The 25,488-nt window shown below is 46.7% G+C and carries 23 protein-coding genes; 11 read left to right on the forward strand and 12 right to left on the reverse strand.

All coding sequences use genetic code 11. The features are described 5' to 3' along the window. Positions 1–350: 350 nt before the first annotated feature. From fre to trxA, 6 genes are all read right to left on the reverse strand, one after another. The gene (gene fre, locus AACR11_RS06695) at positions 351–1,064 is read right to left on the reverse strand and encodes an NAD(P)H-flavin reductase (RefSeq protein ID WP_009696790.1); all 714 of its coding nucleotides are present in this window, start codon (positions 1,062–1,064) and stop codon (positions 351–353) included. A gap of 14 nt (positions 1,065–1,078) precedes the next feature. Beyond that, positions 1,079–1,348, reverse strand: coding sequence for a 2Fe-2S iron-sulfur cluster-binding protein (locus AACR11_RS06700; RefSeq protein WP_009696789.1), 270 nt, complete (start codon positions 1,346–1,348; stop codon positions 1,079–1,081). After that, on the reverse strand, positions 1,345–3,198 hold the full coding sequence (gene ubiD, locus AACR11_RS06705; RefSeq protein WP_029789270.1) for a 4-hydroxy-3-polyprenylbenzoate decarboxylase: 1,854 nt from the start codon (positions 3,196–3,198) through the stop codon (positions 1,345–1,347). The genes AACR11_RS06700 and ubiD overlap by 4 nt, the downstream gene beginning before the upstream one ends. A gap of 137 nt (positions 3,199–3,335) precedes the next feature. After that, the gene (locus tag AACR11_RS06710; RefSeq protein ID WP_005451187.1) at positions 3,336–4,328 is read right to left on the reverse strand and encodes a hypothetical protein; all 993 of its coding nucleotides are present in this window, start codon (positions 4,326–4,328) and stop codon (positions 3,336–3,338) included. Positions 4,329–4,434: 106 nt separating this feature from the next. Then, on the reverse strand, positions 4,435–5,694 hold the full coding sequence (rho, locus tag AACR11_RS06715) for a transcription termination factor Rho (RefSeq protein ID WP_005440042.1): 1,260 nt from the start codon (positions 5,692–5,694) through the stop codon (positions 4,435–4,437). A 196-nt stretch (positions 5,695–5,890) separates the two neighbouring features. Next, positions 5,891–6,217 carry a thioredoxin TrxA gene (trxA, locus tag AACR11_RS06720; RefSeq protein WP_004745500.1) on the reverse strand — a complete coding sequence of 109 codons (327 nt, stop codon included), beginning with the start codon at positions 6,215–6,217 and terminating at the stop codon, positions 5,891–5,893. A gap of 111 nt (positions 6,218–6,328) precedes the next feature. Between trxA and rhlB the strand changes: the two genes are divergently transcribed. Both rhlB and gppA read left to right on the forward strand, forming a co-directional pair. Next, positions 6,329–7,642, forward strand: coding sequence for an ATP-dependent RNA helicase RhlB (gene rhlB, locus AACR11_RS06725; protein WP_005451190.1), 1,314 nt, complete (start codon positions 6,329–6,331; stop codon positions 7,640–7,642). A gap of 19 nt (positions 7,643–7,661) precedes the next feature. Further along, the gene (gene gppA, locus AACR11_RS06730) at positions 7,662–9,155 is read left to right on the forward strand and encodes a guanosine-5'-triphosphate,3'-diphosphate diphosphatase (protein ID WP_005451193.1); all 1,494 of its coding nucleotides are present in this window, start codon (positions 7,662–7,664) and stop codon (positions 9,153–9,155) included. 205 nt (positions 9,156–9,360) lie between these two features. On the opposite strand, the gene AACR11_RS06735 is transcribed toward gppA, so the two are convergent. From AACR11_RS06735 to recQ, 3 genes are all read right to left on the reverse strand, one after another. Further along, positions 9,361–10,035 (reverse strand): 7-cyano-7-deazaguanine/7-aminomethyl-7-deazaguanine transporter, encoded by a 675-nt coding sequence (locus tag AACR11_RS06735; protein WP_005378770.1) that lies wholly within the window; start codon positions 10,033–10,035, stop codon positions 9,361–9,363. 234 nt (positions 10,036–10,269) lie between these two features. Continuing rightward, entirely contained in the window at positions 10,270–10,575 is a 306-nt protein-coding gene (locus tag AACR11_RS06740; protein ID WP_005378772.1) for a DUF3630 family protein, read from the reverse strand. Between the two features lie 9 nt (positions 10,576–10,584). Beyond that, on the reverse strand, positions 10,585–12,420 hold the full coding sequence (gene recQ, locus AACR11_RS06745; RefSeq protein ID WP_029789269.1) for an ATP-dependent DNA helicase RecQ: 1,836 nt from the start codon (positions 12,418–12,420) through the stop codon (positions 10,585–10,587). Between the two features lie 176 nt (positions 12,421–12,596). Here recQ and rarD point away from each other — a divergent pair, with 176 nt between their 5' ends. From rarD to ggt, 4 genes are all read left to right on the forward strand, one after another. Further along, a complete protein-coding gene (gene rarD / locus AACR11_RS06750) occupies positions 12,597–13,511 on the forward strand; it encodes an EamA family transporter RarD (protein ID WP_029789268.1) in 915 nt (304 codons plus the stop codon). A 73-nt stretch (positions 13,512–13,584) separates the two neighbouring features. Further along, the gene (locus AACR11_RS06755) at positions 13,585–14,382 is read left to right on the forward strand and encodes an AraC family transcriptional regulator (protein ID WP_005451239.1); all 798 of its coding nucleotides are present in this window, start codon (positions 13,585–13,587) and stop codon (positions 14,380–14,382) included. 91 nt (positions 14,383–14,473) lie between these two features. After that, positions 14,474–15,133 carry a LysE family translocator gene (locus tag AACR11_RS06760; RefSeq protein WP_029789267.1) on the forward strand — a complete coding sequence of 220 codons (660 nt, stop codon included), beginning with the start codon at positions 14,474–14,476 and terminating at the stop codon, positions 15,131–15,133. 111 nt (positions 15,134–15,244) lie between these two features. Next, positions 15,245–17,011 carry a gamma-glutamyltransferase gene (ggt, locus tag AACR11_RS06765; RefSeq protein WP_029789266.1) on the forward strand — a complete coding sequence of 589 codons (1,767 nt, stop codon included), beginning with the start codon at positions 15,245–15,247 and terminating at the stop codon, positions 17,009–17,011. An 819-nt stretch (positions 17,012–17,830) separates the two neighbouring features. On the opposite strand, the gene uvrD is transcribed toward ggt, so the two are convergent. Next, complete coding sequence (gene uvrD / locus AACR11_RS06770; RefSeq protein WP_029789265.1) at positions 17,831–20,005, reverse strand: DNA helicase II; 2,175 nt, start codon at positions 20,003–20,005, stop codon at positions 17,831–17,833. A 280-nt stretch (positions 20,006–20,285) separates the two neighbouring features. Between uvrD and AACR11_RS06775 the strand changes: the two genes are divergently transcribed. The 4 genes from AACR11_RS06775 (at position 20,286) to AACR11_RS06790 (ending at position 22,726) form a co-directional block, all read left to right on the forward strand. Continuing rightward, a complete protein-coding gene (locus AACR11_RS06775; RefSeq protein WP_005451246.1) occupies positions 20,286–20,546 on the forward strand; it encodes a BufA1 family periplasmic bufferin-type metallophore in 261 nt (86 codons plus the stop codon). Between the two features lie 86 nt (positions 20,547–20,632). Then, positions 20,633–21,505 carry an MNIO family bufferin maturase gene (gene bufB / locus AACR11_RS06780; RefSeq protein WP_029789264.1) on the forward strand — a complete coding sequence of 291 codons (873 nt, stop codon included), beginning with the start codon at positions 20,633–20,635 and terminating at the stop codon, positions 21,503–21,505. Beyond that, positions 21,502–22,260 carry an HvfC/BufC N-terminal domain-containing protein gene (locus AACR11_RS06785; protein WP_029789263.1) on the forward strand — a complete coding sequence of 253 codons (759 nt, stop codon included), beginning with the start codon at positions 21,502–21,504 and terminating at the stop codon, positions 22,258–22,260. The genes bufB and AACR11_RS06785 overlap by 4 nt, the downstream gene beginning before the upstream one ends. Positions 22,261–22,270: 10 nt before the next feature. Continuing rightward, complete coding sequence (locus AACR11_RS06790) at positions 22,271–22,726, forward strand: DoxX family protein (protein WP_005451251.1); 456 nt, start codon at positions 22,271–22,273, stop codon at positions 22,724–22,726. A 32-nt stretch (positions 22,727–22,758) separates the two neighbouring features. Here AACR11_RS06790 and tsrA read toward each other — a convergent pair whose 3' ends face one another. After that, on the reverse strand, positions 22,759–23,040 hold the full coding sequence (gene tsrA / locus AACR11_RS06795; RefSeq protein WP_005447240.1) for an H-NS-like global regulator TsrA: 282 nt from the start codon (positions 23,038–23,040) through the stop codon (positions 22,759–22,761). A 91-nt stretch (positions 23,041–23,131) separates the two neighbouring features. Then, on the reverse strand, positions 23,132–24,325 hold the full coding sequence (locus AACR11_RS06800) for a multidrug effflux MFS transporter (protein WP_009696776.1): 1,194 nt from the start codon (positions 24,323–24,325) through the stop codon (positions 23,132–23,134). A 107-nt stretch (positions 24,326–24,432) separates the two neighbouring features. Here AACR11_RS06800 and AACR11_RS06805 point away from each other — a divergent pair, with 107 nt between their 5' ends. Beyond that, complete coding sequence (locus AACR11_RS06805; RefSeq protein WP_005447244.1) at positions 24,433–25,374, forward strand: LysR substrate-binding domain-containing protein; 942 nt, start codon at positions 24,433–24,435, stop codon at positions 25,372–25,374. Positions 25,375–25,488 lie beyond the last annotated feature (114 nt).

Here is a 25,488-nt window from a genome sequence, read left to right on the forward strand (position 1 = left end):
TCTAATTGGATTATCATCAACGAGTGCCCACACAGATTGATAGGTCTACATTGTTAAAGAGCTTGCTTGTCGAGAAGTTTTTCTCTCAAAGCGGAGGTGCATTCTAACGAGATAATTGAGAGTGTCAAACACTTTTTTCAATTTATTTTCTCAGAAGCTTTTCACCTCTCCGACCCTGCTGAAGCCTTATCGCGTCTGCCGTGTCGGTGGATGCGCATTATAGGGAACTCAGATCCGTTCGCAACCCTTTTTTGAAAAAAAATGGAAAAAACTAACTGTTCGATGACTATTTCATCAAAAAAGCAAAAAAGAGGGTAAAAAACCCTCTTTTTCTGCCTCAAAAGCTGTATTTAAATGAATGCGTACGCGTCTGCGAACATACGTTCGCTCTTTGCTTTCTTGTTCTGAGTGAACTGTTCACGTGCTGCGCCAGCCATTTCGAAACGACCTGCAATATAGATATCGTAGTTTTCTAAGCTTTCGAAATCTTCACTCACCGCTTGTAGCACGTTACCAACTTTACCTTGCCAGTCTGCTGGCGCTTCTTCTACTACTGGCACAAAGTGAACATTAGCAAACTTGTCGGCAATCTCGACCAACTCTTCTTTAGCGTACAACTGACAGTTATCACGCGCCCCCCAGTAGAGATAGATAGGGTTGGTTTTGTTCTGTGCAACACAGTGATCTAGAATTGAACGCACGTAACTAAAACCAGTACCACCAGCAATCAATAATAGTGGGCGTTCGCTTTCTTCTTGAACCCAAGCATCACCATGTGGAGCATCAATCTCGATATGACCATCTGTTTCTAATGCCGCTTGCATTGCTTCAACGACTTCTAGCGCATAAGCGTTGTGTTCCGCCGCACCGATATGCAGTTCAAGTTCACCTTCATGACGACATGGACTGCTCGCAATCGAGAAAGGACGTTTGTCTTTTTCACCCATCACAACCATGAGGTACTGACCTGCTTTAAAAGGTACAGGTGATTCTGGGTGAAGAAGGATTTGATAAGTATTACAAGCTAACGGCTGAATAGACTTTACTTTACATTGGATGGTCATGGTGTTCCTCTCGCTTACTCGTCAAAAGTAAGCACTAAATTACTTTCTGTATAGGCTTGGCAAGGGAATATCCAACCTTGCTGTTGCTCTTTTTCGGTTAGCATAGGTTCGAGGTGATAGCTCACCTCGCCCGTTAGCTTTTTACACATGCACATGGCGCAAGCGCCAACTTGGCAACGATGTGGGAAGCGAATATTGTTGTTGAGCGCAGCTTCCAACACCGTCTCCCCTTCTTTTACTTGGAACGTAACGTCCATTGGTAGAAGGTGGACTTGATGACTCATAGAATACCTAACTGGTCCCAAATCTCATCGACTTTAGCCACAAGTTTAGGATCTTTTTTGATAGGCGTACCCCACTCGCGCATGACTTCGGATTCGAACTTGTTGGTCGCATCCAATCCTAATTTGGATGAACTAGCAGTCTTACTATGCACTTGAATAGTATCTCTATCTGGATCCATTCGGGTTGTTACAGCCCAAATGATGTCATTCCAATCTCGTGCATTAACGTCATCGTCGCACAAGATAATGAATTTGTTATCCGTGTGCTGAGCAAAGAAGTCCCACAGGTATTCCATCAAGGCTTGCGATTGACCAGCTTGGTCTTTCTTCATGGTCACAACAGCGAACTGGTTATTTGCTGTTGCAGGTAGATAGATATCGACAATCTCAGGGCGTTGCTGTTTCAACTCATTCAGCTCTGTTTCGGTAATCGCTATGCTGTCTCGCTCAGTGACCTCGGTTCGCGTCGCTAGCTCGGCATCCCATTTAATGGTTGCATCTAGCCCCATCTTGGATCCAAGACCAACCACTGGCGAAGCAAAATCTAGAGAGTCGATTGGCGTGTTATCTATCATCAAGGTATCACGCACAGGATCCATATGCTCTGACATGGCTTTCACGACATCATTCCAATCTCGTGCGTTTACCGATTCATCGCACACAATAACAAACTTGGTATACATGAATTGGCGTAAGAAAGACCACACGCCCATCATTACGCGCTTGGCATGTCCTGGGTACTGCTTCTTCATGGTGACGACTGCCATTCGGTACGAACAACCTTCTGGCGGCAGATAGAAATCTTCAATCTCTGGGAATTGCTTTTGCAGAATCGGCACAAACACTTCGTTTAATGCCACACCCAATACAGCTGGTTCATCTGGCGGACGGCCAGTGTAGGTGCTGTGATAAATAGGGTCTTTACGCATAGTAATGTGCGTAATGGTGAATACGTGGTGCTTTTCTTTTTCGTTATAGTAGCCAGTGTGGTCACCGTAAGGACCTTCATCAGCAAACTCGTTTGGGTCGATATAGCCTTCCATCACGATTTCCGCGCTCGCTGGCACTTCCAAATCATTACTGACTGACTTCACGACTTCAGTTTTGCTTCCACGCAACAAACCTGCAAATGCGTATTCCGATAGCGTATCTGGCACTGGTGTTACCGCGCCAAGAATGGTAGCTGGGTCTGCACCAAACGCGACCGAAACTGGGAAAGGTTTACCTGGATTGGTTTCCATCCAATCGCGCAGGTCGAGCGCCCCACCTCGGTGAGCTAACCAACGCATGATGATTTTGTTCTTGGCAATTTTCTGCTGACGATAAATGCCTAGGTTCTGACGTTTTTTGTTTGGACCTTTGGTTACGGTTAAGCCCCAAGTAAGCAGCGGCGCAACATCTTCTGCCCAACAGCTCATTACCGGAACCTTATCCAAGTCAACTTCATCACCTTGCCAAACAATGTCTTGGCATGGTGCTTTACGTAAACGCTTAGCCGGCATGTTCAATACTTGTTTGAACACAGGCAGTTTTTCCAACGCGTCTTTGAAGCCTTTTGGTGGTTCAGGTTCTTTTAAATAAGCCAGTAGCTTACCGACTTCTCTTAATTCTTTAACGTCTTCGCGTCCCATACCGATTGCGACGCGCTCTGGCGTACCAAATAGGTTCGTCAAAACAGGCACGTCGTAGCCGATCGGGTTCTCAAACAACAATGCAGGACCACCAGCACGCAAGGTGCGGTCACTAATTTCTGTCATTTCGTAAGCGGGATCGACGGGGTGAGTGATGCGTTTAAGTCGACCTTTCTGTTCTAGGTGGTCGATAAATTCGCGTAAATCCTTAAAACTCATAGGCCTTCATGCTGGCTGATTAAACTGTCCGCAGTATAACAAATAGGAGGACGCTAAGATCCTCCTATTTTGTGTGGGTATGTGAGCTAGGTTACTTCAATGATAACAATGCGAAGAAACGGTCTTTTAAAGTGTCATCACTTCAAGAATTCCTGAATCTGTCGCGCTTTTACTTGGCGATTACTTGAAACAAGCTCTTCTAACCACGATTGATGCCCCTGTTTTGCTAGCTCTCTCGCAACTAGAGTCGCTTCTTCTGAGAGCGCCATCTTAGCAACGAGGAACTGTTTTACGTCTTGAGAGAGTGGATTGGATCTCGTGAGCAGTTCAATAGCATAAGGTTTTAAGGTCGGATTGACCGTAGAATTCATCAATTGTTGTAATGAGAACTCATCACTAACCTCAGCAAGCCTTTCTAGCTCAGTTTGGCTGTTGTAATCCGCACGCATTCGCCAAAGCAGATCATACATCGCCTCATTTTGGCTAACTTGCGCCAAACGCACCACAACGGCAGTGGATGGTAACCAGCTCGTTACGTTTGCATGGGTCAATTGTTTGGTTAGCGCCTCAAGTGCATCGGGCGATAGGCTATCTAACTCACGTATAAGTAGCGCTTCTCTGGTTTGTACATGTTGCGAAGTGCCTGTTAACCAATCTTTTAGGTTAAGTTCTTGGCGCTCTGCTGCTAGTACAAACTCCAACGTGCTTTGGTCTTGTTTCCAACGTTTAATCAGACGACTCGCAATAGAGGGAAAGTTAAACGCAGGCACAGTGAATTCGTAACCATCACCACGCTCTAAAACTTGGTAAGTTGGGGTGATACTAATTTGGGATTCGACAAAAATCGCCATTCTCGGCGTAAGGATGATTTCTTGTTGCTCTAGTTTTTCGAGCAACAGAAAACGAACGACTTCTTGTTGAGGAAAAGCCAGTCGGTCGAGAGCAAATTTGAGAGAGTCGACCTCGTCTCTGACTGCATAATCGAGCAATTCAGATACTTTGGTCTGTATATGGGTATCCTGAAGCCACTGCTCTACCACGGTCTCCTGCATTTCCTTAGCAGATAAAGTCACGGGTAGCGTGATAAGTGACAAGCTCAGGAGTAATGACGACAACATTCCTTGTTGCATGTTAACCTCCCGATAACATTTTCTTCATTCTGATACTTCTATCGGGAGAAAGCAATAAAAAAGCCACCGATATACGGTGGCTTTTCGCAGAATTACTTATCTGAGACTATTGGCGACGCATTGCATCAAAGAATTCGTCGTTAGTCTTCGTCATCGCTAGCTTGTCGATTAGGAATTCCATTGCATCGATTTCACCCATTGGGTGAACAATCTTACGTAGAATCCACATCTTCTGAAGCTCTTCATTCTTAGTTAGAAGCTCTTCACGACGTGTGCCACTGCGGTTGAAGTCAATCGCTGGGAATACACGCTTCTCTGCGATCTTACGGTTCAAGTGGATTTCCATGTTACCTGTACCCTTGAACTCTTCGTAGATAACTTCATCCATCTTCGAACCAGTATCAACAAGAGCTGTAGCAAGGATAGTTAGGCTGCCGCCTTCTTCTACGTTACGCGCTGCACCGAAGAAACGCTTAGGACGGTGTAGTGCGTTTGCATCCACACCACCAGTTAGTACTTTACCTGATGAAGGGACTACAGTGTTGTATGCACGAGCTAGACGAGTAATAGAGTCAAGCAGGATAACCACGTCTTTCTTGTGTTCAACAAGGCGTTTTGCTTTCTCGATTACCATTTCCGCTACTTGTACGTGGCGAGAAGCTGGCTCATCGAACGTTGACGCTACTACTTCACCTTTAACTAGACGCTGCATCTCTGTCACTTCTTCAGGACGTTCGTCGATTAGAAGTACCATCAACTCACACTCAGGGTGGTTGTATGCGATGCTTTGAGCGATGTTTTGCAGAAGCATTGTCTTACCCGCTTTAGGCGGAGCAACAATCAGACCACGTTGACCTTTACCAATTGGCGATGCCAAGTCTAAAACACGTGCTGTGATGTCTTCTGTAGAACCGTTACCGCGCTCCATAACCATACGCTCGTTAGCGTGTAGAGGCGTTAAGTTCTCGAATAGGATCTTGTTACGAGCGTTGTCTGGTTTGTCGTCGTTTACTGTGTTGACTTTTAGCAGGGCAAAGTAACGCTCACCGTCTTTTGGTGGACGAATCTTACCAGCAATTGAGTCACCAGTACGTAGGTTGAAACGACGAATCTGACTTGGTGAAACGTAGATGTCGTCTGGACCAGCAAGGTATGAGCTGTCCGCACTACGTAGGAAACCAAAGCCGTCTTGCAGAATCTCCAGAACCCCATCGCCAAAGATGTCTTCGCCGCCTTTCGCGTGCGCTTTAAGAATTGCGAAGATGATGTCTTGTTTTCTTAGACGAGCTAGGTTCTCAAGACCCAGGCTTTCGCCAAGCTTTACAAGGTCAGACACAGGTCTGTTCTTCAGTTCAGTAAGATTCATGGTGGTGGATGCTTGTTTAGTCAAAATAAGATCTGTTTTCTAGTTAAGATGGATTTGGTCTCAGGATCGACCAAGAAGAGAAATTTGTTCAATTAACGCGCGATAAGTTAGCACTAATTAATATTCTAGTCCAGAGTTAGAAAAACAAAACCGCGCATTGTCATATTGCACGGTTTTGTTTGTAATCACTTAGTGATTATAGGTTTGCGTCTAGGAACTCTTTTAGTTGAGTCTTAGACAAAGCACCAACTTTCGTTGCCGCTACGTTACCGTCTTTAAATAACAGTAGCGTTGGAATGCCGCGAATACCAAACTTAGGTGGTGTACCTGCGTTATGGTCAATGTTTAGTTTACCGATAGTGAGTTTGCCTTCGTACTCGTCAGCGATCTCGTCCAGGATAGGAGCGATCATTTTACAAGGACCACACCATTCTGCCCAAAAATCAACTAGAACCGGGCCTGCAGCATTGATTACATCGTTTTCAAAACCGTCATCAGTAAGCTGCAAAATCTTATCACTCATCTTCCACTCCAATGTGTTTTTCGAAACTGGTTGGATGATAACCAGTAAATAGATGCCCTATTGGAATGTATTTACTTTCTTATTGCAAGCTTTAGCTGATATTCTATCGCTATGAAAAAGACGCATATCACAGAGCAAAAGTTCGCCGATTTGGGTTTAAAGCCCCAAGTTATTGAAGGATTGGACAAAAAAGGGTTCGAATATTGTACCCCTATCCAAGCCTTGGCGTTGCCGGTACTGCTCACCGGCCAAGACATTGCAGGCCAGGCCCAAACGGGTACTGGTAAAACCCTCGCGTTTCTTACTGCTACCTTCAACCACCTTCTAACGACACCAGAGCACGAAGGTCGTAAGCCAACTCAGCCGCGCGCGATCATTATGGCGCCAACGCGTGAGCTAGCGATTCAGATCTTTAACGATGCTGAACCTTTGATTGCTAGCACGGGTCTTAAAGCTGCTTTAGCGTACGGTGGCGAAAGCTACGACAAGCAACTGGCAAAACTGCAAGACGGCGTAGACATTCTTATCGGCACTACAGGCCGTATCATCGACTTCTACAAGCAACGCGTATTCAACCTAAACAACATTCAAGCGGTTGTTCTGGATGAAGCGGACCGTATGTTTGACCTTGGCTTTATTAAAGACATTCGTTTCTTGTTCCGTCGTATGCCTGAGCCAAAAGAGCGTTTGAACATGCTGTTCTCAGCAACATTGTCTTATCGCGTACAAGAATTAGCTTTCGAACACATGCACAATCCTGAGCATGTTGTGGTTGAGCCAGAGCAAAAAACGGGTCACCGCATCCAAGAAGAGCTTTTCTACCCTTCTAATGAAGACAAGATGGCACTGCTTCAAACTCTTATTGAAGAAGAATGGCCAGACCGCGCGATCGTTTTTGCTAATACGAAGCATAAGTGTGAGTCGATTTGGGGTCACCTAGCAGCAGATGGTCACCGTGTGGGTCTACTGACTGGCGATGTACCACAGAAGAAGCGTGAAAAGATTCTTGAGCAATTCACTCGCGGTGAAGTTGACCTACTAGTCGCAACCGATGTTGCTGCTCGTGGTCTTCATATTCCTCAAGTAACACACGTATTCAACTTCGACCTACCGGATGACTGTGAAGATTACGTTCACCGTATCGGTCGTACTGGTCGTGCTGGCGCAAGTGGTCACTCTATTAGCTTTGCTTGTGAAGATTACGCAATCAACTTGCCGCCAATCGAAGAATACATTGAGCACGCAATCCCAGTTTCTGATTACGATGCCTCGGCTCTAATCCAAGACTTGCCTGCACCACTTCGTATGCGCGCGCCTCGAACTCAACAACGTCGCACCAATACAGGTGGCACTCGCTCTGGTAACCGCAAGCCACAAGGACGTCGTCCTCGTCAACCGCGTCAATCAGCGCCAAAACAATCATAAAAGGAAACTGAAGTCGTTTATGAGTCAAGCAGGATCATCACCGCTATACGCCGCCATCGACCTCGGGTCGAACAGTTTTCACATGCTCGTTGTGCGTCACATCGATGGCAGCGTTCAAACTATGGCTAAAATTAAGCGCAAAGTTCGTCTAGCCGCGGGCTTAGATGAACATAACTCTCTTAGTATGGAAGCTATGCAGCGAGGATGGGACTGCTTAAGTCTATTTGCAGAACGCTTGCAGGATATTCCTAAACAGAACATCCGCATTGTGGGTACCGCGACATTGCGTACCGCGACCAATGTGGATGTTTTTCTAGAGAAGGCGAACCAAATTTTAGGTCAGCCTATCGAAGTGATTACCGGCGAAGAAGAAGCAGCCACTATATATAAAGGTGTCGCTCATACCTCTGGTGGCAGCGGTCGTCGCCTTGTGGTCGATATCGGCGGTGCGAGTACCGAACTGATTATCGGTGAAGGTTTCGAAGCCAAAGCTCTAACCAGTCTAAAAATGGGCTGTGTCACTTGGTTAGAGAACTTCTTTAAAGACCGCCAATTAAATGCACGTAACTTCGAAGCCGCAATTGAAGGCGCGAAGCAAACTCTGATGCCAATCTTAGAACAGTACACCGACCTAGGTTGGGATGTGTGTGTTGGGGCATCGGGTACCGTTCAAGCACTACAAGAGATAATGCTAGCGCAAGGTATGGACGAAGTGATTACTCACTCCAAACTTAAGCGTCTACAAAAGCAGGCGATGCTTGCTGATCACTTGGAAGAGCTTGATATTGAAGGTCTGACCCTAGAGCGAGCTTTGGTGTTCCCAAGTGGCTTATCTATTTTGATTGCGATCTTTGAGCTACTAGAAATCGATGCCATGACACTGGCTGGCGGCGCACTACGTGAAGGCTTGGTGTACGAGATGGTAGACGAACTTCGTCAAAACGACATCCGTGCACGCACCGTTTGTAGCGTACAAAACCGTTACCAGCTAGATTGCCAATACGGCGAACAAGTTGCAAAACTTGCGGGCAAACTGCTTGAGCAAGTTGGCGGTGAAGCTTGGGTTGCAGAACCTCAGGGTAAAGTCCTGCTGGAAACAACAGCCAAGCTGCACGAAATAGGTCTAACTATCGACTTCAAAAAGGGCGGTGAGCACAGCGCTTACCTGCTACAGCATCTGGATTTGCCTGGTTACACCCGTGCGCAGAAGTTCTTTATCGGTGAAATTGCTCGCCGTTACCGTGAACAACTGACGTCACTGCCTGAGCAACATGCCCTTTCAGGCACGAGTGGTAAACGCGTACTGCGCCTATTGCGTCTTGCGGTTTTACTCAGCCACCGTCGTAATCCAGCTCTAGAGCCATGTGTGACTCTCACTGCGGAAGGCGACAAACTGACGCTCAACATTGATGCGAAGTGGTTAGAGGCAAACCCATTGACTGCGGCTGAATTGGAAATTGAATCCAACCGTCAAACAGACATTGGTTGGCCGTTAAGTATTGTGACTTGTTAAATCTCACGATGACTTAATACTTGGTTAAAGGTCCCTATTGGGACCTTTTTTATTACTCCATTTTTACCTTTGTACAGCTTAGGGAGCTTTTGGACACCCATGATCTAATTACTCCCCACGCTGTACAAAATACTCTAAACCCAAGCAAACAGGCACAAAAAAGCCGCTTGATTTGAGCAAGCGGCTTTCGGGGTTCCCACTGATATTAAGACTGAACGCTTGTCGTCACCTTAAAGTCAGGGTTCACCGCAGTCAGCTTCTTAATTAGGTAATTCAGTAGTACGCCATACATAGGAACGAACAGACCAAGACTGATAATCAGTTTGAAGCCGTAATCCACCAGCGCGATTTCCGTCCAATGCTCCGCCATAAATGGATCTGGACTTTGGTAGAACGCAATGGCGAAGAAAGCGATAGTATCAAGTGCATTACCGAAAAGCGTTGAACACGTTGGTGCCACCCACCATTGCTTCATTTGGCGTAGGCGGTTGAACACATGCACATCCATGATCTGACCAAGCAGGTACGCCATGAAGCTAGCAATCGCGATACGAGCAACGAATAAGTTAAATTCCCCTAGGTGGCCAAAACCTTGGAATTGACCTTCGAAGAACACCACCGATAAGAAGTAAGACACTGCCAACGCAGGCAACATCACTAAGAAGATGATCTTACGTGCCAACTGAGCACCGAAAATACGCACAGTTAAGTCAGTCGCTAAGAAGATAAATGGGAAAGTGAATGCACCCCAAGTGGTATGGAAACCGAAGATAGTAAACGGTAGCTGAACTAGGTAATTGCTAGATGCAATAATGACTAGGTGGAATAGAACCAGATAGATAAGGGCGTTGCGCTGCTGCGCAGGGGTAAAGTTACTCATGCGATACCTTTTTAGTTTGGTTTGGGGGTGAGGGAACCCAAATCGAGTCACTGAATAAAGTGGCTCTTACCAACAATGTAAAATGAAAAATAAACTGGCTTGGCTCATTCTGAGCGAAGCGGTGGGCGATTATACATTAACCACTTTTCGCCGCAAGTCGTCTGTTTTACGCAAACGTTTGAGCATAAAAAAGGGTGTTTCATGTGAAACACCCTTTCTAAAAAAATTCTATTTTTAGAAGCCGCGTTGGAACAATCCTGCGAGATAATCCAACTCTTCCCTGCTCTCTTCAATCGCTAAAGCTTCAAACCAAATCGCTTCGCTGTAATGCTCTGCTTTCATAAACAGTCGGCAACCTTCAAAATCGATCAGCCAAGAGTGAATGTCCGCATCCCACTGCTTTTCCACCACAGTAGCAGAAAGCAAACCAACTAAACGCTCACCTAAAGCAGGAAAGCTATCAAGGTCAAAGCTCGGCGCGGTAATGATTAAGCGCCCTTCTTGTGCCATGTAGTCCGCTAAGCCAAATTCCTTTTGCATCGTGGTTCCTTATCCGTGGTGAGTAATGTGTTCTTGAATCAAATCGAGGAATGGATCGGCGTACTTCTCCAGTTTGCGCTGACCAACACCGCTAACTGCCAGCATTTCGCCGTAAGACGTTGGCAGAATTTCCGCCATATCAATCAAGGTAGCGTCACTGAAAACCACGTATGGTGGCAAACCATCTTCATCAGCAATCGACTTACGCAGCTTACGTAACTTGGCAAACAGCTTCTTATCATAGTTCTTGCTAGTCAATTTATCTGACTTCGCCGCACGTGCTGCGGTGTCTAAGCGCGGAACCGCTAACTCCAGAGTCACATCGCCACGCAGCAATGGACGCGCCTCTTCGGTAAGTTGCAACGTTGAGTTGCGCGTAATATTTTGGAACAGCAGCCCTTTGTGGATTAACTGACGGAAGATACTCACCCAATAGTCGTGACTGTGGTCGCGACCTATCGCGTAGGTAGAAATCTTATCGTGCCCGTTTTCACGTACACGAATGTTTTGCATGCCACGTAGCACTTCTACCACGTAGCCCATACCAAAGCTCTGATTCACTCGGTACACACAAGATAACGCCTTACGCGCTTCTTCCGTGGCATCAAAGTGTTTCGGTGGATCTAAGCAAATATCGCAGTTGCCACATGGCTTCTCACGATACTCACCAAAGTAATTCAGTAGCACCTGACGACGACAGGTTTGCGCCTCAGCAAAGGCACTCATCGCATTCAGTTTGTGGGTTTCCACCTGCTTCTGCGAACCGTCGTCTTTTTCATCCAACATACGACGCAGCCAACTGATGTCCGCCGGGTCATACAACATCATCGCTTCCGCAGGTAAACCATCACGCCCTGCACGACCGGTTTCCTGATAGTAGGACTCGATATTGCGCGGGATATCAAAGTGAACCACAAAGCGCACGTTTGGTTTGTTGATGCCCATACCGAATGCCACGGTCGCCACTACAATTTGGATGTCATCACGTTGGAAAGCTTCTTGAACGTAAGCACGCTCATCAGCATCCATACCTGCGTGATAACCAGCAGCACGAATATGGTTGTTGCACAGCTTCTCGGTCACCATCTCAACTTTCTTACGGCTACCACAATAGATGATGCCGCAATTACCCTTTTGGGTTTCAAGATAACGAACGATTTGCGAAACCGGCTTGTGCTTCTCAACTAAGTTGTAGCGAATGTTGGGACGGTCGAAGCTGCCTAGATAAACCTCTGGATTATTCAGTTGCAGACGCTCAAGAATATCTCGGCGCGTTGCGTCATCCGCCGTCGCCGTCAGCGCCATAAATGGCACATGAGAAAACTGCTGCTTGAGTTGCCCAAGCGCGGCATATTCTGGACGGAAGTCGTGTCCCCACTGGGAAATACAGTGCGCTTCATCGACGGCAATCATCGATAGCGGCAAGTTTTCCAAGCGCTCAATGAAATCACGCATCAATACGCGTTCTGGCGAGACGTACACCAACTTAAGATGACCAGTGTGCATGCGGTTATACACGCTGAGCAGCTCCTCACGAGGCATGGTCGAGTTAATGCACTCAGCCGCTACACCGTTAGCTTTAAGCTGGTCCACTTGGTCCTTCATAAGCGATATAAGCGGAGAAATGACTAAAGTAATGCCAGAGCGAACCAAAGCAGGAATTTGATAACACAGCGACTTACCGCCACCCGTAGGCAGGATAACTAAGCTGTCGCGACCTTCTACCGCAGCATCAATCACCAACTGCTGACCATCACGGAACTCCTGGTAACCAAACACATCCTCCAACACACGTTGAGGCGTTACAGGCGAGTCTGATTGTTCGGCTAACAAGGTAGAGGTCATGAAAAATCTCAGATTGGGTCTTAAAAAGAGGTGCTTATGCATGCCACTAGCACGCAAAGTGAGGGCACATTGTAATGGGGTTTCATGGTGAATAAAACCGCAAATTGTTAGGTGATTCAGCTCACGACTCGTATACTGATTTTCTGCTCTATAAAAACTCAATTAGGTGACATCCCATGACACCAGAAGAACAACAACGCTCACGGCAAGGCGTCTTGCTTGCTATTGGCGCGTACACCATGTGGGGCATCGCACCCATTTACTTCAAATCGATTGCTGAAGTCTCGCCACTAGAGATCTTAAGCCACCGAGTGATTTGGTCTTTCTTTTTGCTAGCCGCACTCCTCCATTTTGGTCGCCATTGGCGCTCGGTTCGCGACATCATTAAAAACAAAACCAAGATGATGTTTCTGGTTTCTACTGCCATTTTGGTCGGTGCAAACTGGTTGATCTTCATTTGGGCGGTGAATTCGAATCACATGCTCGATGCCAGCTTAGGTTATTACATTAACCCACTGATCAACGTCTTACTCGGGATGGTCTTCCTTGGTGAGCGTCTACGTAAGCTTCAGTGGTTCGCGGTTGTCCTTGCTGCTTGTGGCGTATTAGTTCAGCTGATCGTCTTTGGCTCGGTGCCTGTGGTCGCTATAGCGCTGGCAATGAGTTTCGGCTGTTATGGCTTGCTGCGTAAGAAAGTCAGTGTGGAAGCACAAACCGGACTATTCATTGAAACCTTGGTGATGTTACCTGCTGCAGCAATTTACTTGCTGTTTATTGCGAGTTCACCGACGTCCAACATGCTAGATAACCCAATGCAGCTGAATACCTTGTTGATTGCTGCAGGCGTGATCACTACCCTGCCACTACTGTGTTTTACTGGCGCAGCAACCCGCCTAAAGCTATCGACGTTGGGCTTCTTCCAATACATTGGTCCAAGTTTGATGTTCTTGCTTGCGGTGCTGATTTACGGCGAACCGTTCACCAGCGATAAAGCCATTACCTTCGCCTTTATTTGGGGTGCTTTGGTGGTGTTTAGCTTTGATGGTCTGCGTAATAACCGCAAGTCACGCAAAGCGGCTCAAGCAGCCTGATCGTTTTTTACAAGACATTTAAGAAATTGATGGATAAGCTTGGTCATAATGTGACCAAGCTTTTTTTTATTTAATGGAACATATTCAGTACTACGCAACCGACCATGACAACTTGAGTCTGATAGAGGCGAAATACCAGAAATTTGCTTTTCAAAGGCATTACCACCTGGATTTTCATCTCGGTCTGATCACGCATGGTGCGCAGAAGTTCCAATACCAAGGTAACAGCCACCAAGTTGGTCACGGGCAAATTGTGATAATGCCGCCAGATGAGCTGCACGACGGGCAATCTAAGCTCGAAAGTGGCTATGAAGTAAATGTATTTGCGATCGAACCTCACCTATTGAGCGATCTGGCTGATCTTAAGCAAAACGGTCAAATAATACACTTCAACGAACTGATCATCTCGGATCCACAGATATTTTCACAACTTAGTAACTTGCATGGGCTACTTCGTCGTGAAAACCTCAGCCAACTCACCAAAGATTGCCTTCCTTTTGAAGGATTTAACCAGCTTTTTGATCGCTACGGATCGCTTGAGCGACAAAAAGTAGTACCACTTGGGAATCAATCGCTTGGGACGTTAAAAGATTATCTAATGGCAAACCTCGACCAAGCGGTGCGTTTGGATTCACTTTCAGAGCTGTGCCAACTCAGCCCAACTCAGTTCCAGCGCCACTTTAAAGCGCAAACAGGCATGACACCTTACGCATGGTTCGCACGCCTGCGCCTCGAGCAAGGCATGAAGTTACTGCAAGCTGGTCAATGTGGTACCGACGTCGCCCATCAAATCGGTTTCTACGATCAAGCGCATTTCAGCAAAGCGTTTAAGCAGACCTACGGCGTTTCCCCTTCTCAAGTGACTCGTTAATTTCATTTACCGAGAAAGCTGTCAGTTTTTTACAAGCGCCACAGGTAACTTGCCACGACAATAGCCGCATTGGTTATATTTGAGATGTGTTATGAATGAATCCACCATATTGCTGACGCTCGCCAGCATTCACTTTATTGCCCTAATGAGTCCCGGTCCGGACTTTGCGCTGGTCGTACAAAACGCGACGCGTCATGGTCGTCAAACTGGCTTGTACATTGCGTTGGGATTGTCTGTCGGTATTTTGCTGCACTCTTTGTTCAGCCTGACAGGCGTGAGCTATATCGTCCATCAGCACCCAGTGTTGTACTCCGTGGTGCAACTGCTCGGCGGTAGTTACCTGCTCTATTTAGGTATTGGTGCATTGCGCGCCGTGATCTCAATGATCAAAAACCCACAGGCGGATCAACCTAAGAAGCAAAACAACCTAGTGATCAGCAACAAGCGTCAGGCGTTTGCTAAAGGATTTGCGACCAACATTCTTAACCCGAAAGCTTTGGTGTTCTTTATCAGTTTGATGTCGAGCTTAGTCCCTGCAGGTATGTCGATCACTGGCAAAGGTATTGCTTTGGTCATCCTGTTTGGCTTGTCGCTATTCTGGTTCTCTAGTCTTGCATGGATGCTGTCAACACAGCGCTTACAACGCAAATTGCAACAAGCAGGCATCTACATCGACGGTCTGTGTGGCGTGGTATTTACTCTCGTGGGTGGCAGTATTTTGTACCAAACCATCAGCACTTTTATCGGATAAAGTACTGATTTAAAAGCGTAGCACAATCGACATTTCTAAGATTGCTGACTCGACGTGACTCTTCATGACTGCCAAGCTGAAAGCACAAAACTGGCAACATGGAGAGTCATCATGCATTGGACGTTCAACCGACTCGTGACCACGGGTCTTTTTCTTACTTCCCCACTCGTCTTATCTACCTCAGCCTTTGCTAACCAAGCAGCAGATGCGGTTGCACCGGAGCACAGTACTGGCTTCGAGCAAAAGCAATTGGTCAAAGCCAAAGATTATATGGTCACTGCAGCCAACCCACTTGCCACCCAAGCTGGGGCAGACGTTCTTGCACAAGGTGGTAATGCTATTGATGCCATGGTTGCCGTACAACTGATGCTGGGCTTGGTAGAACCGCAATCTTCAGGCATTGGTGGTGGCGCCTTCTTAGTGTATTGGGACAGTGAGAAACAAAAACTGACCACGTATGATGGACGTGAAACCGCACCGCTCGCCGCAACGCCGAAACTCTTCCTAGATGACAAAGGACAACCACTGCAGTTTTACGATGCGGTTGTCGGTGGGCTTTCCGTTGCCACTCCTGGCACAGTGAAACTACTGTGGGACACGCACCAGAAATACGGCAAGTTGGAATGGAAGAAGATCATCCAACCTGTGATTACCTTGGCTGAGCAAGGTTTCGAGGTCAGTCCTCGTCTCGCGAGCCTGATTGAGAAAGATGCCAAGCGCCTATCACGCTTCCCTGCAACTAAGGCTTACTTCTTTAATTCAGATGGCTCACCAAAAGCCGAAGGCACGTTGTTGAAGAACCCTGAATACGCGCAAACTCTGACGGCAATTGCAGAGCAAGGAGCAAAAGCTTTCTATCAAGGCGATATCGCCACAGACATTATCAAGACCGTACAAAATGCACCGGGCAATCCTGGCGTATTGGCACAACCTGACTTTGATGCGTTCCAAATCAAGCAACGTGAACCGGTTTGTGCGGCTTACCAAAGCTATGACATCTGCGGTATGGGACCACCAAGCTCTGGCGCATTGACGGTTGGACAGATTCTCGCGATCACCGAGCAATACGATCTTAAAGGCTGGGGAGCCGAAAGCGCGAAATCATGGCAAGTGATCGCTGATGCATCGCGCCTTGCGTTTGCGGATCGCGGTAAATACATGGCTGACCAAGATTATGTACCAATGCCCACCGAAGGCTTGCTTGATAAAGACTATCTCAAACAACGTGCTGAGCTGATTCAAGTCGGTAAAGCCTTGAGTAAGGTTGAAGCCGGCAATCCACCGTGGTCACACGCGATGAACTTAAGCATGGATCAATCGATCGAGCTGCCTTCCACCAGCCATTTCAATATCGTCGATAAGCAAGGCAATGTGGTTTCAATGACAACAACCATTGAAAACGCTTTTGGCTCACGTTTGATGGTGCGCGGCTTCTTGCTCAACAACGAACTGACCGATTTCTCTTTCCGCACTCATCAAGATGGTGTGCCAATCGCGAACCGCTTAGAACCGGGCAAACGCCCACGTTCATCCATGGCTCCAACCATTATGATGAAGGATGACAAACCTTACATGGCAATTGGCTCACCGGGTGGCAGCCGCATCATTGGTTATGTCGCACAAGCCATTATCGCCCACACGCAGTGGGATATGGACATCCAAAACGCGATTAATCAGCCACGATTACTGAACCGTTTTGGCACCTTAGATATTGAACAAGGTACTGCTGCAGAAGGCTTACAGCCTGAGTTGGAAAAGATGGGCTTTAAAACTGATGTTCGTGATTTGAACTCTGGACTGCATGCGATACGTATAACAAAAGACGGTCTTGAGGGCGCAGCCGATCCAAGGCGTGAAGGTGCCGCTATCGGGCAGTAAGAGTCTTTCGCTCGACCCTTTGTGCGAGATCTCTCACAAAGGGTTGAGCAAACCTCTCTTTTTTAATGGTAAAACCGTACAACAAAGAGCATAAGTCATTGAATTTAATATTTATGTATCTTTTTTGAACGCTAAGAGAGTGAAAAAATGTGAGATTAGCCCGTTGTTGGAAATCGTTAAACACGTAATATTAAACCTGTCGGAAGGATGCTGACACGGAACAGGAAACACCACGGACTTGGTGAACTTCAGGAAGAAGAAACGGTTATTCAGGATGAATAGTCGGGCATGGATTGCAAAATTGGACATTGAACGGAATCAATAGTGACTAGGATGGTTGCTACTAAGGACGGGAAATGGACACCTCTGGACGAGGCAAGGATTTGAACATCAGGATGATGTCAGGGACACCGCTCAGGGAACAAGTGATGAGAGCTAACGAGGATGGTTAGCAGACCAGGATAAGGTCATTAAGGACACCGCTAGGAAGGCGACGTAAGGATTAAGCTGACGGATTCAGCACACTATCATGGATTAGATGCATGGAGCACTCTTAGTAGCCGGATTGCTGCGAGTAAGACTATAACCCCGATGGGCGCAAGCCCTCGGGGTTTTTCTTTGCCTAAAACTTTTCTCAGCAGCTCTGCTGAAAACAGACATTCACCAACAACACCTGATTTTCCCTTCAAACAGCATCGTTAAATCGCGCTATCGCACTCCATTTATCATTCCATTTTTTACTGCGTTAGCAACATACAAACAGCACAAACAAAAAGAGCCGCCGAAGCAGCTCTTAAGTTGATCAGTTTTGGTCAAGCCTTACAGTTTCTCTAGTCGTGCGTAAGCAGTCACCAACCATTTGATGCCCTCACCATTAAAGGCAATCTGTACGCGACTCTGTGGACCACTGCCTTCGAAGTTGATGATGGTGCCCTCACCAAACTTAGGATGCATCACACGAGAACCTAGCGTAAAACCAGTTTCATTGAAGCTCTCTTTCACCGCCGTTTGGCTAAATCGACCACTGCTTGCAGGACGGCTAACTTGCGCCTTCATGCGTACTTCGTCTAAACAAGTTTCTGGCAGTTCACGGATAAAGCGAGACGGTTTATGGTACTTATCCTGACCGTACAAACGACGCATTTCAGCATAAGTGATGTACAGTTTCTGCATCGCACGGGTCATGCCTACGTAACACAGACGACGTTCTTCTTCTAAACGCCCTGCTTCTTCTGCCGACATTTGGCTTGGGAACATGCCTTCTTCCACACCGACCATAAACACCAATGGGAACTCTAGACCTTTCGCACTGTGCAATGTCATGAGCTGAACCGCATCTTCAAACTCATCCGCTTGTCCTTCGCCCGCTTCTAATGCAGCGTGGGTTAGGAATGCCGTCAGCAGTGACATGTCTTCAGCTTCTTCTGGTTTCTCGAATTGGCGAGTTGCGGTAACCAATTCCTCCAAGTTCTCAATACGTGCCTTAGACTTTTCGCCCTTCTCTTGCTCGTACATCGCGAACAAGCCAGAGTATTTGATCACATGGTCAGTTTGGTGATGCAGCGGCATCTCGATGGTGTCGTCTTCTAGTGCCGTAACAAGCTCGATAAAACGACTCAGAGCACCAGCAGCACGACCTGCAAGTACCTTCTCATCCAACATCGCCACACTCGCTTCCCACATGGTGCAACCACGATCACGAGCCGCAAAACGAATGGTTTCAAGCGTCTTATCACCCAAACCACGCGTTGGCGTATTCACTACCCGTTCAAATGCCGCATCATCATTACGGTTGGCAATCAAACGCATGTAGCTCAAGGCATCTTTGATTTCCTGACGTTCGAAGAATCGCATACCGCCGTAGATACAGTAAGGCAGACCAGCTTGGATTAGTGCTTCTTCAAGAACACGCGACTGGGCGTTGTTACGGTAAAGCATTGCAGCGTCATTCAGAGCCCCACCCTTGTCTTGCCACTCTTTGATTTTGTTTACCGCAAAACGGGCTTCATCTAGTTCGTTGTAAGCGCTGTAAATCGAGATAGGCTCACCGACAACGCCATCTGTCCAAAGCTCTTTACCCATACGCTCGGTGTTATTCGCGATCAGAGCGTTCGACGCTTCTAGAATGGTCTTGGTTGAACGGTAGTTTTGCTCAAGACGAATGGTATTCACGCTTGGGAATTCCAGCGTAAATTTCTCAATGTTTTCGACTTTTGCACCACGCCAGCCGTAAATCGACTGGTCGTCATCACCTACGATCATCACGTGACACTCAGGACCCGCCATCATACGTAGCCAAGCGTATTGGATGTTGTTGGTATCTTGGAACTCGTCCACCAAGATGTGCTTAAAGCGTGCTTGGTAGTGTTCACGAACGAACTTGTTATCACGCAGTAGCTCATGTGCGCGCAGCAAGATTTCCGCAAAATCGACTAAACCAGCACGATCACACGCTTCTTGGTAAGCGGTGTATAGCTGCAGATATGTCTTGGTCACTGGATCATGGTACGCATCAATGTGCGACGGGCGCAGACCTTCGTCTTTCTTACCGTTAATCCACCATGCCACTTGGCGTGCTGGCCACTGCTTCTCATCGAGGTTTTGCGCTTTGATCAAACGCTTTAGCAAACGCTGTTGGTCGTCACTGTCGATGATTTGGAAATCTTCCGGTAGCTTGGCATCAAGATAGTGCGCGCGCAGAATACGGTGACAAATGCCGTGGAAAGTACCATTCCACATACCGCCTGCGCTGCCCATCATTAGCTCTTCGATACGTCCACGCATCTCTGCCGCCGCCTTATTGGTAAAGGTTACCGACATGATTGAGAACGGAGATGATTGCTCGACCGACATCAACCAAGCGATACGGTGAACAAGAACGCGTGTCTTACCACTCCCTGCACCAGCAAGGACGAGCAAGTTTTCTAGAGGTGCTGCAACGGCTTCACGTTGTTTGTCGTTCAAACCGTCGAGTAATAGAGATGGATCCATCATGATGAGAGCTACTGGTTATTTATACATAAAAATAGATTATAACCTAAACAACCTCGTCAGATTAGACAAAAATTCATAAAAAATTCGTCGTTTTTTTACTCTACACATCAATAAGTTATATAAATCCCATTCTTTAAAACCATTTGTTTCGAAAATTTTTCTGAAAGTTTTTTAGCCAGTTTCCTATCTTTTAAGTTAAGCAAGTTGATAACAAAAACGCCAAAACAGGCGATTCATCTTGCCAACTTAAAGTAAAGGAAATCATTCAGAGGAATTTATTATGAAAAAGTCGAATCTAGCTGTTACTGCTGCTGTTACTGGTCTTCTAGCTCTTGGTGGCACAATGCTAACTGCAGCTCCAGCTGTCGCTGCTGATAAAGAGAAGTGCTACGGCGTTTCTAAAGCAGGTAAAAACGACTGTGCAACGAAAAGCAGCTCATGCGCTGGTACTTCTAAAGAAGATAACCAAAAAGACGCATTCGTAGTCGTACCAAAAGGTCTATGTGACAAACTCGTTGGCGGTAGCACTTCTTCTTCATAATCTTTTATCGCTAGCTACTGCAAGGATGCGTTGACGCTCAACCAGCGCATCCTTCTCTTCCCGCCCGCTTTGAAAAGGAGTTTCACGTGAAACACCACACCTTCCACGACCTTGTTGGAGTTGGATTAAGAACCCCTCACCTCGATTACTTTAGCCAAAACAAACCCGAGTTATCTTGGTTAGAAATCCACAGTGAAAACTATTTTCAACCCAACGCTGCAGAGCGCAATCAATTGCAAGCATTGCGCGAGCAGTATCAAATTAGCTGCCATGGCATTGGTCTGTCACTGGGTTCGGTGGAACGTGTGAATCAAAAGCACCTTGCTCAACTTAAAGCGCTGATTGACTCAATCGACCCGATTCTTGTTTCTGACCATTTGAGTTGGAGTGAAAACGGCGGTCACTACTTTAATGACCTGCTTCCACTTCCGTACACGGAAGAAGCGCTCAAAGTGTTCACTCGTAACGTAAATGAAGTGCAGGATTATTTGCAACGCGAGATCTTGATAGAGAACCCATCTAGTTATGTGAAGTTTCAACATTCGACCATCAGCGAATGGGAGTTTCTTACCGAAGTGCAAAAGCGCACTGACTGTCGTTTATTGCTCGATTTAAACAATGTTTATGTTTCGGCATTCAACCACGGTTTTGATTGCGACACATACCTAGATGCGATTCCAGCTGACAAAGTGGATGAGATTCACTTAGCAGGTTTTACCATCAAACAACTCGACAAAGGTGAGATATGGATTGATACCCATAGCCGCCCAGTTAGTGATGAAGTTTGGCAACTGTTCGCGCAGTGGACCAAAAAACACGGTCCACGCCATGCGCTGATTGAATGGGACTTGGATATCCCCGCGCCAGAAGTCTTGCTCGGAGAAGCGCAGAAAGCATCTCGACTGCTGTTGCACGGCACACTTCCAAGTGAACAAAGCGAACCAAGGAAGGCATCATGAATCTAGCCACCTTACAAAGCCAGTTTGCGAAAGCCCTACACTATCAAGCACTCGGTGAAGATTGCGATATTGCCAGTGATGAGTTTACCGCTGATGAACGCATGCAGATTTACCGCAATAACTTTATCGTCAGTTTAAGCGAAGTGTTATCCGCGACCTATCCGATGATTGAAGCGCTGCTAGGTGAAGAATGCTTTGAACAGATGGCTCGCCAACATGTTCTCACTTATCCATTAGAAGAAGGAAATGTGGTGCATTATGGCGACGGCTTTCAAGACACCATCATGCAGTTTAGTCAGGTGATCGCACAAGCACCTTACAGCCCTGAAGTCGCACGCTTCGAGTGGCATATCGACCTCACTCGTCAAGCACAGTATGAACAATCCAATGCGGCAGCATTAAAACCGCTTGCGTTACTTGGCGAAGTAAGTGATGAGCAACAACCCGCTTTGGTTTTGCACCTCAAACAAGGCTGCCGCAGCTTTGACTCCAGCTACGCAGTATTTGATTTGTTCAGCGCAATTCAAACTGGGCAATTCGAACAACTTAATATCAACCAATTACAGCAAGGTGTTATCTCGATTCAAGCCAATGGAGAAGCCTTGTGTCACGCACTCGATGCCGATGTGTTCCAACTGCTGCAATGTTTAGAGCAGAAACAGAGTTTGAGCGAAATACCTGAAGTTTTACTCGCTCATCTCAATAGCATCATGGCACTCGATCTCGTTGACGGCTTTACATTGAAATCAATCTAAGGAGCACTCTATGACAGATACGGTTAAAAACTTAGTGAATCGGTACGACGATTTAATCAGCACCCTACAAGCTGGCTTTATCCCTTTACTACTTCTCTTTTGTCGCTTGTGGGTTGCATGGGTGTTCTTCAATTCAGGGCTAATCAAAATCTCGTCTTGGGATAGCACACTGTATTTATTTGAGCTGGAATACCAAGTGCCAATACTGCCATGGGAATTGGCGGCTTACTTAGGAACGGCTGCAGAATTGGTTCTACCTGTGTTCTTGGCACTAGGATTGATTACCCGCCCGATGGCTGCGATTCTGTTTGTATTCAACATCATCGCCGTGGTCTCTTACCCGCTGTTATGGGAGAAAGGTTTCTATGATCACCAACTTTGGGGATTGATGATCCTAGTTGTGATTGTTTGGGGACCAGGACCATTATCCCTCGACCACATACTGAAGAAGAAAATCACTCACTAAAAAAATCCCCGCATGATGCGGGGATTTTTTTATTATTTATTTAAGTAAGCCAGTAGCTCTTCAGGTGAGATACCCTGCTTCGCGAGATCTTTTGCCATCTGCTCTACTTGCTCGCCTTTACGTGACTCAATCACTTGCTGAAATTGGTACACGATATCGCGTAGGACTGGCACTGGAACTTGTTTTGCCGCGCTACGAATGCGCTCAGAGCTTTGGTTACCTAATTCATTAAGCAACTTACCAAACATCACCTTTTCTGGTGACTCTTCCATTTGCTCTAGGATACGAGCCATTTCATACGTGGTTAACGACATTACTTTATGAGTTCCGTTATGGTGTCGAGAAAAGTTTGAACGACAAATATACACGCGTTAAGTACATTGGAAAATACTAAATTACCGAGTTTTACGCATTCGCCAATTTCGCATGCCAGTTCTTACCAGCTTTGCTAAACAGAATCACTAATGCTGGAAGCAATACCCACATATGAATCGCAATCAGAGTTTGTGGATCCAGTGATAAACGCTGTAGCGTACCCACCAACAAACCAGAGCCACTCATTTGGAACAAACCAAGTAGTGCAGCCGCAGTACCCGCTTTATCACCGAACGGTTCCAACGCTTTACCTGCTGCTGCGCCAAGAATCCAAGCAAAGCCGACCGATGAGATAAAGATTGGTAGCATGAAAGACAGTGCCGTGTGGTGCTCTTTCATCACCATCATGATCACGCCAGCAATTGCCAGTAAGCAGATACCAACAACCAGTGAATTGTGTGTGCCCCAGCGATCCATGAACTTAGGCGCAAGCATACAAGCAGCAATGTTGAACGCCGCATTCAGACCAAACCAGAAGGTGAATTCATTCATCGATAGTCCCATGCCTGTCATCAACACTACAGGTGCAGACGTTACATAAGCAAGAATGACCGCCATCGCCATCAAACACAGTGAAGCGTGGAAGATGAATGATGGTGTGCTCAAGACTGCCCAGTAGCGGCTCAGTTTAAATACCGCCTGCTTTTCTGTTGCAGGGTTGGTTTCCTTCATTCCAAAGAACATCATCGCTCCTGCAATTACAGCGAAACCAGCCATAAAGCTGAAGTTTGCACGCCAATCAAATTGTTGGGTTAACCAACTACCAAGAATCGGTGCTAATGCTGGGATAAAGCAGATCGCACCGTTAAGGTAGCTGATCATTTTGCCGCTTTTTTCCGGACCAAAGATATCGCGAACTGTTGCAAAGGCTGCTACAGATGTTGCACAAGCACCTAAGCCTTGTAGCAAGCGAGCCGCCAACATCCACTCAATATTTTGAGCACTCCACGCCAATAAAGCGCTCAATGCGTAGATGGTGATGCCTCCCAATGCAACAGTTCGACGTCCGAGTTTATCTGCCAAGGGACCAGCGAATAGCTGACCAACGCCCATAGCAAATAGGAACCAAGTGATGGTGTCTTGTGCCAATGCATTTTCTACCTGAAAAGTGGACGCGATAAGAGGCAAAGCAGGTAGATAGATATCAATCGCAAGCGGACTGAACAGAACTAACATGGTCAACAGCGCCATCTGTTTTTTGCTATTTGTAATATGGCTAGACACAAAACACTCCAAATTGAACAAGAACTTTTGAGCAAAGCTTAATCATCTGATGATATGAATGGAAATGATGTATAATCATGACCATTATTCCAATGGGGAAAATCACTGTGAACGTAGAGAAACTGGCACGCATCGACCTCAATTTGCTGGTCTGTTTTAAAGTGCTGATTGAAGAGTTGAATGTCACCCGAGCCGCCCACCGACTGTGCTTGAGTCAGTCTGCCGTAAGTAAATCCTTAGCGAAATTACGTACGCAATTTGATGATCCTCTATTCACTCGAAACTCACACGGATTGACGCCAACACCGCGCGCATTGTTCCTTAAACCGAAACTGGATCTGTTGATAAACCAACTTGAGGTGCTGACTCAACCCGAAGAGTTCTCGCCACAGAGCAGTGAGTACCGTTTTCAAATCGCAGCGGTAGAGAGTGTCTACCCGCTCATTCTGCCTCACTTCTTACCGGCGATTTTCCAACAAGCGCCAGGCGTGACCATCAGCACCCACTCTTGGTCGGAGCAAACGTTCAAGATGATTCAACGCGGTGAAATCGATTTAGGCATGACAGGTCGAGATATCGACATCAACGATGCCAAGCTGACTATGCTGCCGCCAGATGACATTTGTGAACAGGAAATCTATCGCGACCACCAAATGTGTATCGTACGTAAAGACCACCCGGCTTTGCGTGGTAACTGGAACTTAGAAGCTTACCTAGCCCTGCGCCATGTTCAGGTGCGTTGTGATGGCAACGACCGTTGGTTGCTCGACTATCGTTTAGCCGACATTGGTCGCGAACGTGACATCGCAGTCACCGTCCCGGACTTTAACAGTGCTGCCAGTTTGTGTTCTTACACTGATTTTGTGTTTACCGCGCCAAGCCACTTTGTGAAGCTGGCAGCCAAACAACATGACATGGCATTGCTGCCTCTGCCACTCGAATTCCCACCAATGGCTTACACTTTGTTCTGGCACCGAGACAGAGAAAATGACCCAGCTTTAACTTGGCTACGTACCATGATCACGCAAAAAACCGATCATCTTAGATAAAAATCCCGGACGCGATTTGCGCTCTTACGGTAAAATGAGTAGCTTAACAGTCGATAGTCCTTTTTGGCTCATCTATGGTCTGTTGTACTCCGACTCTATTGAAGTGATTGCGAA

Origin of the sequence: Vibrio sp. L85 (genome assembly GCF_963871815.1) — a bacterium.
Classification (GTDB): Bacteria; Pseudomonadota; Gammaproteobacteria; order Enterobacterales; family Vibrionaceae; genus Vibrio; species Vibrio harveyi.